We start from the raw sequence: 12,446 nt of genomic DNA on the forward strand, positions 1-12,446 counted from the left end.
AAACAAGTAACGTTTTATCAATTGATTTTTTGTTACGCTGTCAATCTGAGTAAAGAACACAAACCCCGAAATAAAACGAGTAAAAGGCTTTTCATTAGCAGAAAATTAGCAGAGCTAATGAAAAGTGGAAGGTTCATTGTAAAATGCCCACCTTTCATTAGCTGGGAAGTGTACGTTTCCCTACGGATATTTGCTTGTTTAGCATTCGTGAACCAGACCATACAGCCGTAGCTGGTGTGATGGACAAATGTTTTCAATAGAAAAAGACCAGAGCTTTCTGCGAGAAAACTCTGGTCTATGTAACAGTGCGAATGGAAATGCGCATTGTCTTGTAAAAGGAAGGGGCTTATGGTATTCTTACGGGAGTAAAGGCACTGGATGCAAGGAACTTTGCGTGATTTTAGGAGTGTGCGATGGAAAAGAAATTTAATATTGTAGTCGGTGAAGATGGAACTGTAAAACTCCCAGATGCGGTTCTGGAAAAACTTGAAGTCAAACCCGGAGAGGAAGTTCGCTTCGAGGTAGATGACAATTTCTATGCAGTCAGGCTTCTATCGCGGATAGAAGCTGAACGCTTGGATTACTTGAATTGGATGCATAATAAACATTGCCCCTCTATTGAGGAAATGATTGCAGAGTCGAGAAAACAAGCCACTCAGAACATTGTGATCTCCCGTATCCTTGATGGGATGCCGGCAGAAAAAATCGCAGAAGGCTATGAAGTTTCACTCGATTATGTAAAACAGCTTACACATCAGCTGAAGATGGACATAGAGGAAGCTAAGGCGAAAAAACACAAAGAAACGGGATCATCCTAAAACAGATAGCGGCAGTTTTCCATATACGGAAAACTGCCGCTGCTTATGTATAGAGGTTTATAGGTTCTTTGCAAGATTTTTAATGAGTGTAGCCATAGAGGGGTCAGCCAGCAGTTTGGCAAGAGCTGCTGCCGCATCTGTATCGACTGGGCTGGCTTTGGGAGCGGCTTGCTCTGCGCGAGGGAGGGCTTCAGGCTCTGCACCATGATGCTGATAGAAGAAATCGTCGAATCGTTGTGCGTTCAAACGCCGATCATCATCCAGAATGTGTGCGTACTGCTCGGTGACCATCGAAGCCTGTGCATGACCGGAATCGCCCTGCACGGCTTTGATATCGCCGCCGTTCAGCTTGAGCTTGTATGTAATGCTGGAGTGTCGGAAGCTGTGGAAAACCACTTTGGGGAGATTGTTTTTCTCAATCAGCTGCTTCAATGCACCGTTGATGGTGGATTGTTCGGTCGGCATTCCCAGCGGGCCGGCGACCACAAGATTATAGTCAGCGTACTCTGTGCCCAGTGCATCCCTTGTCATGTCTTGCTCGGCTTTATATTGGACAAGCATCTCAGCAACTGTTTTGGGGAGAAAGATGGTTCGGATACTGCTGTCTGTTTTGGGGCTTTTCAGAACCTGAACCGTGGTACAGCGGGAACTCAGCGAGGGAAAACGAGTGATGACATTTTTGTTTTCCAAGGCGTTTAGCGAAGCAATGTCTACACGCTGCAATTCCTTATTTATGTAAATGGAGGCTCGCCCGGCTTCGATGCTTTCAGGAGAGATATCCACGCAATCCCAAGTCAAACCGAGCAGTTCGCCAAGGCGCAGAGAACAAGAGAAGGAGAGGTTGATGCAGAGCCGGAGCCGTGGATCATCACAGACTTCTAAGGCATGGAACAGGGTCTCGGCAGTCCAGATATCACGCTTCTTTGCAGTGTATTTGGGCAAGGTGGCATAAATACAGGGATTCTTTTCCATAAGTTCCCACTTTACAGCCTGCTCAAAGGCACTTCTCAAAATTTTGTGAACCGAACGAACCGTGCCGGGAGAAACGTATTGATGCTGACGCTTTCCACACATAGGGTCAACGGCTTCGTATTTAAGCAGCCGCTGATAATATCCCTCAATTACGCGGGTGGTGAGATCTTGCAGCTTCATTGAGCCGATAAGCGGTTCTATGTAGTTTGAAATCAGTGCAGTGTTTGATTGATAGGTTGAAAGTGCCCATTTGGTTCTTCCGTACAGGGTGACGTATTCTTTAAGCAGGTCTTTTAGAGTTCGGCACTGGGGTGCCACAAAGGTACCGACGGATTCTTTGTATTCGACCTCTTTCTTACGGTTTTTGGCATCTGCAAGGTCGGTAAAGGTTTCCCATTTCTGCTTTAGCGTTCCATTAGTGTGTTTGTAGGTATCCACTTCGACGTATCTTTTCTCACGGCGAAGGTTGTAATCACCACACATCAGAATTCCTCCTTTTTGCAGATTTATCAGAATGCAGCGTGTATTACTTGCGAATCATACTGCGTGCCACGAGCTGCTTTTCGTTTAACAGAGGAACGGACACTGTATGCTTTTTCCACTCATCCATAGAGCAGGTTACTGCTTTGCACAGACGGCATTTTGTCCAGCCGTCGGTTGCATCAAGATCTACATCATAGTTCATGGTTCCGCACATCGGGCATCTTAAATTTTCTTTTCTCATATTATCACCTCTCAAAAACGCCAAATATACACGATTTCGGTCCAGAATCAACACCAAAAAGCTGTTATTTGCGGATTTGATTCGATTATATACCCACTTTATGGAGATGTCAATTACGCATTTGTCGCCATTTTGGAGATTTCTTGTTGATTTCTTATCTTTTCTATACTATAATAGAGCTACCGGATCACAAAGGAGTGTTCTTGCTATGAAAAAGAAAACTGCGCTCACCAAAATGCACATAGCCCCATCTACGGTGTGCTATGATGCAGTCGCCGCAAGGGATAGTAATGAGGTTGGCCTGATTCTCGCAGCTGTACGAAAAAGGAATGGCTATTCACTTGTGACTTTCTCCGAACTTCTCCGCCACTATGGCGTCGATGTCAGTGACAAGGGAATCAGTAAATGGGAAAAAGGATACACCACTCCCAGCATCTACCAACTGGTTGCAATCTGCCACGCATTGAACATCAAGGAAGGACCTTCCTACTTTACAAAGACCTTTCAGAAACCCGCCCTTCTAAATGCCATCGGGCAAAAAAAAGTCGCTGAGTACGAAATGGACTTGATTGCATCTCGGCGCTACCAGCCAGGCACAGAAGAGCCTGCGAAAATCGACTGCATAATGATGCCAGTATCAGAGTTGCCAGTATCGGCAGGTCTAGGAGCTTTTCTTGAAGGTGAAATGTTTCAACAGATACAGGTGCCTGCCAGTAGCGTTCCGGCAGGGGCTGAGTTCGGGATATACGTTAGTGGCGATAGTATGGAGCCGCGTTATCATGACGGACAAATCGTATGGGTGAAGCACTGCGAAGAACTTGAATGCGGGGATATCGGGATATTCGTATATGATGACTGTGGATATCTGAAAAAATACGATGAACATACCCCAGATAAGTCCCAAGCAGAGTTTTTTACCGACAGCTATGGCGTGGTGCATAACCAACCGGTTTTAGTTTCTCTTAACACCAAATATTCACCGATCCTTATATCTCCAGAGCAAAGATTCGAGGTTGTTGGAAAAGTTTTGAACTAAAAAGATGGGAGGAGTTTTCGTGGATACGATCAAGCGTGTTCAGGATTTGATGCAAGCGCGTGATATGAATCTGTGTGTGTTGGCAAAGAAATGCGGAATAGCGTATTCCACGATTCAAACAACTGCCCGTCGGGGAGGGCAGTTAAGCGTAGAGACGATTGAAAAAATTTGTCAGGGTTTAGGAATTACATTAAAAGACTTCTTCGATTCCTCATACCTGTAAATATAGGGGCAGCAAAAAAGCCGTTCGCCACGCTGGAAAATCTGCGTGGTGAACGGCTTTAATACTGCTTCTATTTATCCTTTGGTAATCTCCAGATAAACACTAATCTCCATGATTGTTACCATTGAAGGAATACATTTGCGACGATCTTCGGGCATACCGAATAAGATTTGCATTAGCAGTTGAAAACAGCTCAGGTTACCTATTGCAATTCTGACTATTTGGAATATACTTGTAAGTATCAAATTATTTCACTGTATGAAGACATCCGCACCAAACTTATCCAGTCCGGTGTAATGAAATGCAGAGAATAAAAGACAAAATTAGTATGTTCCACGAAATTTAGGGAGAAAACTGAGCAAGTAGGAAGGCGGAATATATATGAAACAAGATACTTTAGAGGGCAAAGCAAAAACAAAAAATGGGGTAAAACGGCTGTGTTTTTCCATAATCTGCATTCTTCTGGAAGTGATTTTTATTATTACTATCGTAACACGCTTGAATGAATATGCAGAAGTCATAAATTTATTTACAAGGATTTTGAGTGGGATCTTGGTCTTGGGATTGTACGCATCAAATAAGACATCCTCTATGAAAATGCCTTGGGTCATCTTAATTCTAATTTTCCCAATTATGGGTGTAGGCCTGTATTTGTTGATTGGTTTGAATGGTGGCACACATAAAATGCGTGAGCGGTATGCAGAAATTGATAGCAAATTGTTACCAATGCTTCCGGACAGTCAGGAGTGTTTGAGCAGAATAAAAGAAACAATTCCGAAAGCAGGAAATATAGCAAGTTACATACAAAGAAATTCGCAGTATCCAATCTATCAGAATACGGATATTGTGTATTTTGATGAAGCAGTGAAAGGATTAGAGGCACAGCTTAAGGATTTGGAGAAAGCACAAAAGTTTATCTTTATGGAATATCATGCGATAGAAGACGCTGAAGCATGGCATAAGATTCAAGATGTTCTGGAAGAGCGAGTAAAAGCCGGTGTGGAAGTTAGAGTATTCTACGATGATATGGGTTCTATAGGCTTTATTAACACAGATTTTGTGAAAAAAATGGAGACAATAGGAATTCATTGCCGTGTATTCAATCCGTTTATGCCAGGTTTAAATCTGTTTTTGAACAATCGTGATCATAGAAAAATAACAGTTATTGATGGAAAAGTCGGATTTACAGGTGGATATAATCTAGCAAACGAATATTTTAATTACACACACCCGTATGGACAGTGGAAAGATACAGGTATTCGTTTAGAAGGAGATGCTGTTCAGTCGCTTACAGTGACATTTTTAGAAATGTGGAATGCTGTTAGTGAAAAAGCTACGAATGATACTGATTTTAGTAAATACATTATTCATTACGATTATAAAGCACAGCAAACAGGTTTTGTTCAGCCTTATGCAGACAGTCCTATGGATAATGAGCAGGTCGGAGAAGAAGTTTATATCAGTATGATAAATAAAGCTGAAAAATATTGTTGGTTTATGACTCCATATCTAATCATAACAGATGAAATGACGCATGCGTTATGTCTGGCTGCTAAGCGAGGGGTAGACGTAAGAATTATCACACCTGGTATCCCTGATAAAAAATTCATTTATAGTGTAACTCGTTCTTTTTATCATGGATTAGTTAAACATGGTGTTCGTGTTTATGAGTGGACTCCTGGTTTCTGTCATGCAAAAATGAGTGTGGCAGATGACTGTATGGCAACTTGTGGAACAATTAATTTGGATTATCGAAGTTTATATCACCATTTTGAAAACGGCTGTTTTATGGCAGATTGTCAGGCAGTTGTGGAAATAAAAAATGATCTGATAAGAACGATGGGAGAATGTCGTGATGTGACAGACCAATATCAAACCGGACGAAGTGCATATTTGCGACTGGGACAATTATTTATGAGATTATTTGCTGGATTGCTATAAGAATCTGATGATACGACCTTTCAAAAAACAGTTGATTTAGAAGTCAACTGTTTTTGAAAGGCCGTTTTTGCTATATCTAACAGTCTGTTGTACAAAGAAGATTTTGCATGGATGAAAAAACAAACCTTGTTGAGGTTAAATTGAGTTTTCTATTGTATTGTATTGCTAATGAATAAGAATAAGAAATAAAAGGGAATCAAGTGATGTACAATGAAAAAGCATAAAATATGTAAAATCCTTCTTGTTATACTGGCAATTTTTTTATGTGTGGCTTTTTATGAATTGCTCGGAATCTGCGTTGCATATAAAAAGCAGCCGGAAGTGTCCAATACAACCAAAAAAGAAACAAAAAATGGGTCATGGAACGAATGCAGTGAAAATACAGAACGGGCAGTAATCATAGAAAAGAATCCAGAAGCGCTTTTACAAAGAGTGCGTTTGATCAAGAATGCAAAAAAGGAAATTATTCTTTCTACTTTTGCATTTCAATCCGATGAAAGTGGAAAATTGATCTTAGGAGCACTGCATGATGCGGCAGACAGAGGTGTACATATTCGTCTGTTAGTAGACGGAATGGAGAGCTGGATTGATATGGAAGGAAATCCGTATTTCTATGGATTATCTTCCCATGAGAATGTTGAAATTAAACTGTATAATAAGGCCAATCCGTTGAAACCGTGGAAAATAATGGGTAGAATGCATGATAAATATTTGATTGCAGATGGAAAGAGATATATTCTTGGGGGAAGAAATACATACAATTATTTTCTGGGTGATTTTCCGGGACATAAAAACTATGACAGAGACGTGTTGGTGGTTTGCGATGAACCTGAAAAAGAAAATTCAGTTAACCAGTTGTTAGAGTATTTTGAAACGATATGGGAACAAGAAGACAGTGATTATTTTCATGACAATAAAAAACTGGCAAATAGAAAATCTGTAAAGAACGCAGTTTTAGAGCTGCAGAACGGCTATCAGAAATATTTTGAAGAGAATAAGGAAAGAATCTGCGATACCGATTACACGGACGAAACTTTTGAGACAGAAAAGATTGCATTAGTGTCAAATCCTATTCACACAGGTTCCAAAGAACCAGTAGTGTGGTATCAGTTGGGAGAATTGATGAAAAATGCAAAAAATCGTGTGAAGATCCACACGCCATATATTATCTGTAATGATATGATGTATAATACATGGGAGGAGATTGCAGAGAACGTTTCAGATTTTTCTATCATGACAAATTCAGTTGCGAATAATGGGAATCCATTTGGGGCTGCCGATTATGCGAAAAACAGAAATAGAATCTTAAGTACAGGAATTAATATCTGGGAATATGAAGGCGGTTATTCATACCACGGAAAAAGTATTCTGATTGACGATGATCTGTCTGTAATCGGTTCCTTTAATATGGACATGAGAAGTGCATATCTGGATACGGAACTGATGCTTGTAATTCGCAGTAAAGATATTAATAAACAGTTGGAAGAGGGCATGATGGACTATGAAAGAGTGTCCCGCCAGGTATTGGAAGATGGAACCTATCGTGATCCATATCATGTAGAGCCAATCGAATTAACAAAGAAACGTCAGAGAAAAATATTTTTGGTACAGCATCTGCTTGGATGGGCAAGGTATCTGTTTTAATAAGGAGGAAGGAAAACGTGTTTCAAATATTGATTGTAGAAGATGATAAAGAATTAAGCCAGCTATTCCAAAAAGTGCTTGAGAAGAATGGATATCAAGTCAAAAGTGCATCGGATGGAGCACAGGCATTAGAAGTATTGGTTAAGGAATATATTGATCTGATCATTTCTGATATTATGATGCCGGTTATGGATGGTTATGAACTGGTGTCGGAACTCCGTTCAGCAGGATATCAGATACCTGTACTTATGATCACTGCGAAAGGTTCCTTTGATGATATGCGCCAGGGATTTCTTTCGGGAAGTGACGATTATATGGTAAAACCGGTAAATGTGAATGAAATGGTTTTAAGAGTCGGAGCACTGCTTCGCCGTGCACAGATACTGAATGAACACAAAATTGTGATCGGTTCAACAGAGTTTGATTATGATGCAATGACGGTTACAACTGATAAGGAAAGTCTTGTTTTGCCTAAAAAAGAATTCCTGCTTTTATATAAGCTTGCAGCTTCGCCAGGCAGAATATTTACAAAACAACAGTTGATGGATGAAGTATGGGGATACGAGACGGAGGCAGACCCACATACGATAGAGGTACATATAGGAAGAATCAGGGAGCGTTTGAAAGATAACCCTGATTTTGAAATCGTAACAATGCGTGGAATTGGATACAAGGTGGTGAAAAAATAATGGAACAAAAGAAAGAAAAAGGATTGCGGATCCGATCCTGTCTGACTGGTGCAATCTGGCTGGCACTTGTATTTTCAACAGTCATATCTGCGTTATTATTTGCTTTTTTGAATCATTTTTTTAATCTGCCGGGCAGCATACCTGTGCTTGGCTGGCTTTTGATTTTCAATACATTGATTGCAGGGCTGATCACTTCCTTTATTAATGCAAAGTTACTGGAACCAATTACAAGACTTAGTAAAGCAATGAAGGAAGTTTCTCGGGGAGATTTTGAACAGCATTTGGAAACGAACAGCCGTATAGCAGAAGTTGGAGAATCTTATCAAAGTTTTAACGTTATGACAAAAGAACTTCGTGCAACAGAGGTGCTGCAGATGGATTTTGTATCTGATGTTTCTCATGAGTTTAAGACCCCGATTAATGCCATTGAAGGATATACAATGCTGCTTCAGGGAGAAGAACTGTCTCCGGATCAAGAGGAATATGTAGAAAAAATCTTATTTAACACCCAAAGACTTTCCGGATTGGTTGGTAATATTTTGCTGTTATCCAAGTTAGAGAATCAGAATATACCAATGAAAAAAACAGAATATCGTCTGGATGAACAGATCCGCCAGGCAGTTCTTTCATTGGAAACAAAATGGACAGAAAAAGAAATTGGTTTTCAGGTAGAATTGGAGGAAGTTAAATATACTGCGAATGAAGGACTTTTTATGCATATCTGGATAAATCTTTTAGATAATGCGATTAAGTTCAGCCCTTCAAAGGGGACAATTACGATGTTTCTGAAACAAGAACAGGATTCTGTTAAGTTCATTCTGGAAGATGAAGGACCAGGAATAGAGGATGATGTAAAATCCAGAATATTTGACAAGTTCTATCAGGTAGATGGATCTCATAAAGCAGAAGGAAATGGCCTAGGTCTTGCACTTGTAAAACGGATTGTAGATAGTGCCGGAGGAACAATCAAAGCAGAAAACCGTGAATATGGTGGATGCAGATTTGTTATAGAGCTGCCAAAGCAGAAAGATGAGATTATCTAGTTTTAAGATAAATTAGAAGATGGGAGAATTTATATGACATTTTATCAGGAGTTGCAGTTAAATCAGGCGGGTTCTAAAAACCTGTTGAAAAAGAGTGAAACACTAAAAGAAAAATTATATCATATGTGGGTATATCTGGTGAAGATAGCTGCTACAATGGCATTTTGTTTTTTCTTTGTTAGTATTTTCAGCATCCTATTTGGAAATGAGAACAGCATTGTAGGTGTAGTAGTCTTATTATGTCTCATGGTGTTTAGGAATGCGGATCTGGGGATCCACACCGGACAATCTACGATGCTTTTGGCTTTGTTCTTTGTAATTATGACTGTATGTCCGCATTTAGCAAATCAGTTTTCACCGGTATTGGGAATGCTGTTAAATATTGCGGCACTGGCTGTGTTGATTCTGTTCGGATGCCATAATCCATCCATGTTTAATCAATCTACATTGGTTCTTGGGTATCTGCTGCTATATGGTTATGATGTTACGGGAAAAAGCTATCAGATGCGATTAGTCGGAATGGCTTTAGGTGCAGCACTTACCTGCTTCGTATTTTATCGAAATCATAAAAACAGAACTTATAAAAGAAATCTGAAAGATCTGATACAAGAATTTGATATCACTTCTTCCAGAACAAAATGGCAGATATGTCAGATTTTATGCGTACCGATTGTCCTTTGCATTGCAGAACTTTGTAATATGCCACGTGCAATGTGGGCTGGTATTGCGGCCATGTCCGTGATTTTGCCGTCTATGGAAGATATGCACTACAGAGTCCGTAAAAGGATTGTCGGAAATATTGCAGGTGTTATATGTTTTACAGTATTATATTTTCTGCTTCCTTCGTCAATCTATGCATATATAGGAATTCTTGGTGGAATCGGTGTAGGATTTTCAGCACAATATGGCTGGCAGGCAGTATTTAACACATTTGGTGCTTTAGCCATTGCTGCAGAGACATATGGACTACAAGGAGCGGTTAGTCTTAGAGTGAGTCAAAATGTTTTTGGTGTTGTGTTTGCTTTAGCATTTTGTGTTATATTTTATTGGTTTATGCCTAAAAAAAGGAAAGTGAGGCGACCGTACATGCAGAGTGAAGTGAATCAGGAAGAAAATTTGAATACCACTGATTTTGACGAGCACTTCGCTAAAATTTCGTCCTATATTGTAGACACATTGCACGGCGTTCCACTTGAGATGACCGAGGATGAAAAAGAACAATTTCGCATACAGGTTATTTCAAATCAGTATGCAGAACGGTTGCTAAGTGAAGCCGAAAAGACAGAAACGTATAGAGGTTTATCAAAAATTGATATTCTCCATACAGTTTCTATCCCTCAACTGGCTAGAACAATCCCACTTAAAGGTTTGAATCTCAGTTTAGAAAAATACAGAATGCCGGATGGTGTAATAATAGAGGTTGAGAGTTCGTCACATTATTTGGGGTCATTTAGTGAGAAAAATGATTCTTCCACAAATTGGATAGAAAAGATCATGGAGGGTGTCGGTATTCACTAGATGGATTCTCAAGAAGCATATGCACGAAAGTTCTGCACGCGATAAGTATCTTGCCATTATGAAGCCCTACCTTCTGATGTGGCACAGTAGCAGTTGAAAACAGCTCAGGTTACCTATTGCAATTCTGACTATTTGGAATATACTTGTAAGTATCAAATTATTTCACTGTATGGGAGGAAATTATTATGGCAAGACCCAAGGGAAGCAAGAATAAGACCCGTATTGTAAATGCCAACGTTGATTATGCAGCCGTCGTTGCAGAAAAGACCGCCGAAAAGGAAAAAATCGAATCTGAGGTTGCTGCGCTGACTGCAAATCTCGATGATCTGAAGACGCAGCTGAAAGCCAAGAAAGCAGAATTGAAAGCCGCCACCAAGGAACTTACTAAAGCCGAAAGCAAAAAAGCTGCCGCCGAAGCAAAGGCAATGGAAGAAGCAAAGAAAGGCGAAGCAGAAGATGTGCTGAAGAAGCTGCTGGCCAGCGGTATGACGGCTGAGGAAATCCTTGCAAAACTCCAGTAATGCAATATGATGAACTGGACAAGCTGCTGAAGTAAAGGAAGGGGCTGTTGCACACGGATAAAAGCCGGTGCAACAGCCTCTTTTTCATTCATGCTGCAATTTTTTCAGCGTTTCAAACGTATCTAAATTAAAGTGGCATATCATATTCCTTTTCACACATACTTGCCATTTTCAGACAGGAGGTTGCTTCTATGAAAATATCTGCCGACTATCGTATGCTCGCTCGCGATGCTCTGCGCGGAAAATGGAAAACTGCTGTTCTGACAGGTATTGCCGCCAGTGCGCTCGGTGCTACCATTGTGAGCAGTTCCAACAGTGTCGTTTCCAATTCCAATCAGGCAAAGGACATTCATTTTAACCTGTTCGCCCAGCCAAACGGCGGTCGGCTGCTTGCTGTTTTGCTTGTCGGCATTGGTCTGTGGGCAATCCTCCAACTGATCGTGGGCGGTGCAGTTCAACTGGGATATGCTCATTTTAATCTGAACCTTGTATATGGAAATGATGCTGCCATCTCGGACTTGTTCTCTCAGAAAGACCGTCTGTGGGATGGCTTCTGCATGAAATTCCTGCAGGGTCTGTACATCGCCCTCTGGTCGCTGCTGTTGGTGATTCCGGGAATCGTGAAAACATACAGCTATGCGATGACACCTTACATCATGTCCGAGCATCCTTCGTTGACTGCAAATGAAGCGATCACAGAATCCCGGCGAATCATGAATGGCAACAAATGGCGGCTGTTCTGTCTGGATTTCAGCTTCATTGGCTGGGAGTTGCTCTGTTCGTTGCCACTGTATGCCGGGGGTTTTCTGGTTCTCAAATATTTCACCGGTTCAGAGGCTATGGCGATTTCTCTTTTTCTTCTGCTGACAATTCCATTGAGCATTGGCTTCTTTTTTGTACGTCCCTATGAGGAAGCTGCATGGGCCACTTTCTACCGCGATATTATCGCAGCACCTACCGAACCGGATGAAGCATACTGACTTTTATGCTATTTCTCAGATGTGACCGGATTTTCGAGGTGATCTGCGTATGGAGAAGAAACCTGACCGTTCCGAAATAATTACAACGACCCTCTTATTTGCTTTAACGCTGGTCCTTATCGTATTAAAAGTAACGAAAGTGTTTTCATTGCCTTGGTTGTGGGTGCTGGGTCCGCTTTGGCTTGGTACATATCGATACCGCGACTAGGGCTGCTTGCGCTGGGAGATTTCTCCCAGCGTTTTTTTTACTCGGAGATGCTGAGATATTGGTCGATCTCCATGATGCCCTCCCCGCTGATTTCCACCAGATCTTCAAAGGGCACCACGGTGTCGCCCA

11 protein-coding genes and 1 pseudogene are annotated in these 12,446 nt (G+C 41.0%); 11 read left to right on the plus strand and 1 reads right to left on the minus strand.

What is annotated here, in order from left to right:
- Positions 1-413: 413 nt before the first annotated feature.
- Positions 414-818: an AbrB/MazE/SpoVT family DNA-binding domain-containing protein gene (locus GKG36_RS13170; RefSeq protein ID WP_015536742.1), complete on the plus strand. Its 405-nt coding sequence runs from the start codon at positions 414-416 to the stop codon at positions 816-818.
- Positions 819-875: 57 nt separating this feature from the next.
- On the opposite strand, the gene GKG36_RS13175 is transcribed toward GKG36_RS13170, so the two are convergent.
- Complete coding sequence (locus tag GKG36_RS13175) at positions 876-2,273, minus strand: site-specific integrase (protein ID WP_154261129.1); 1,398 nt, start codon at positions 2,271-2,273, stop codon at positions 876-878.
- A gap of 449 nt (positions 2,274-2,722) precedes the next feature.
- Here GKG36_RS13175 and GKG36_RS13185 point away from each other — a divergent pair, with 449 nt between their 5' ends.
- The 10 genes and pseudogenes from GKG36_RS13185 to GKG36_RS13230 all read left to right on the plus strand — a co-directional run bounded on the left by GKG36_RS13185 (position 2,723) and on the right by GKG36_RS13230 (position 12,109).
- Positions 2,723-3,550 (plus strand): S24 family peptidase, encoded by an 828-nt coding sequence (locus tag GKG36_RS13185; protein WP_243139105.1) that lies wholly within the window; start codon positions 2,723-2,725, stop codon positions 3,548-3,550.
- 19 nt (positions 3,551-3,569) lie between these two features.
- On the plus strand, positions 3,570-3,773 hold the full coding sequence (locus GKG36_RS13190) for a helix-turn-helix transcriptional regulator (RefSeq protein ID WP_243145089.1): 204 nt from the start codon (positions 3,570-3,572) through the stop codon (positions 3,771-3,773).
- Between the two features lie 381 nt (positions 3,774-4,154).
- Positions 4,155-5,714 carry a cardiolipin synthase gene (cls, locus tag GKG36_RS13195; protein WP_113992749.1) on the plus strand — a complete coding sequence of 520 codons (1,560 nt, stop codon included), beginning with the start codon at positions 4,155-4,157 and terminating at the stop codon, positions 5,712-5,714.
- Positions 5,715-5,924: 210 nt separating this feature from the next.
- Positions 5,925-7,358, plus strand: coding sequence for a phospholipase D family protein (locus GKG36_RS13200; protein WP_097778740.1), 1,434 nt, complete (start codon positions 5,925-5,927; stop codon positions 7,356-7,358).
- The gene (locus tag GKG36_RS13205; RefSeq protein WP_005946428.1) at positions 7,337-8,047 is read left to right on the plus strand and encodes a response regulator transcription factor; all 711 of its coding nucleotides are present in this window, start codon (positions 7,337-7,339) and stop codon (positions 8,045-8,047) included. The genes GKG36_RS13200 and GKG36_RS13205 overlap by 22 nt, the downstream gene beginning before the upstream one ends.
- Positions 8,047-9,090, plus strand: coding sequence for a HAMP domain-containing sensor histidine kinase (locus GKG36_RS13210; RefSeq protein ID WP_005929825.1), 1,044 nt, complete (start codon positions 8,047-8,049; stop codon positions 9,088-9,090). The genes GKG36_RS13205 and GKG36_RS13210 overlap by 1 nt, the downstream gene beginning before the upstream one ends.
- A gap of 33 nt (positions 9,091-9,123) precedes the next feature.
- Positions 9,124-10,187: pseudogene (locus GKG36_RS13215) on the plus strand (FUSC family protein).
- On the plus strand, positions 10,177-10,608 hold the full coding sequence (locus GKG36_RS13220) for a hypothetical protein (protein ID WP_005921183.1): 432 nt from the start codon (positions 10,177-10,179) through the stop codon (positions 10,606-10,608). Before GKG36_RS13215 ends, GKG36_RS13220 begins: the two are co-directional and overlap by 11 nt.
- Before the next feature lie 185 nt (positions 10,609-10,793).
- Positions 10,794-11,129, plus strand: a complete 336-nt coding sequence (locus tag GKG36_RS13225) for a hypothetical protein (RefSeq protein ID WP_154261137.1) — start codon at positions 10,794-10,796, stop codon at positions 11,127-11,129.
- A 191-nt stretch (positions 11,130-11,320) separates the two neighbouring features.
- The gene (locus tag GKG36_RS13230) at positions 11,321-12,109 is read left to right on the plus strand and encodes a DUF975 family protein (protein WP_154261139.1); all 789 of its coding nucleotides are present in this window, start codon (positions 11,321-11,323) and stop codon (positions 12,107-12,109) included.
- Positions 12,110-12,446: the final 337 nt, after the last annotated feature.

Origin of the sequence: Faecalibacterium sp. BIOML-A1 (genome assembly GCF_009679715.1) — a bacterium.
Lineage (GTDB): Bacteria > Bacillota > Clostridia > Oscillospirales > Ruminococcaceae > Faecalibacterium > Faecalibacterium taiwanense.

What these genes read in the sequence shown, in the direction of transcription:
- GKG36_RS13205 (WP_005946428.1), top strand. Translation starts at nt 7,337, where the DNA reads ATGGGCAAGGTATCTGTTTTAATAAGGAGGAAGGAAAACGTGTTTCAA.
- GKG36_RS13225 (WP_154261137.1), top strand. Translation starts at nt 10,794, where the DNA reads ATGGCAAGACCCAAGGGAAGCAAGAATAAGACCCGTATTGTAAATGCC.
- GKG36_RS13175 (WP_154261129.1), bottom strand. Translation starts at nt 2,273, where the DNA reads ATGTGTGGTGATTACAACCTTCGCCGTGAGAAAAGATACGTCGAAGTG.
- cls (WP_113992749.1), top strand. Translation starts at nt 4,155, where the DNA reads ATGAAACAAGATACTTTAGAGGGCAAAGCAAAAACAAAAAATGGGGTA.
- GKG36_RS13220 (WP_005921183.1), top strand. Translation starts at nt 10,177, where the DNA reads ATGCAGAGTGAAGTGAATCAGGAAGAAAATTTGAATACCACTGATTTT.
- GKG36_RS13210 (WP_005929825.1), top strand. Translation starts at nt 8,047, where the DNA reads ATGGAACAAAAGAAAGAAAAAGGATTGCGGATCCGATCCTGTCTGACT.
- GKG36_RS13185 (WP_243139105.1), top strand. Translation starts at nt 2,723, where the DNA reads ATGAAAAAGAAAACTGCGCTCACCAAAATGCACATAGCCCCATCTACG.
- GKG36_RS13200 (WP_097778740.1), top strand. Translation starts at nt 5,925, where the DNA reads ATGAAAAAGCATAAAATATGTAAAATCCTTCTTGTTATACTGGCAATT.
- GKG36_RS13170 (WP_015536742.1), top strand. Translation starts at nt 414, where the DNA reads ATGGAAAAGAAATTTAATATTGTAGTCGGTGAAGATGGAACTGTAAAA.
- GKG36_RS13230 (WP_154261139.1), top strand. Translation starts at nt 11,321, where the DNA reads ATGAAAATATCTGCCGACTATCGTATGCTCGCTCGCGATGCTCTGCGC.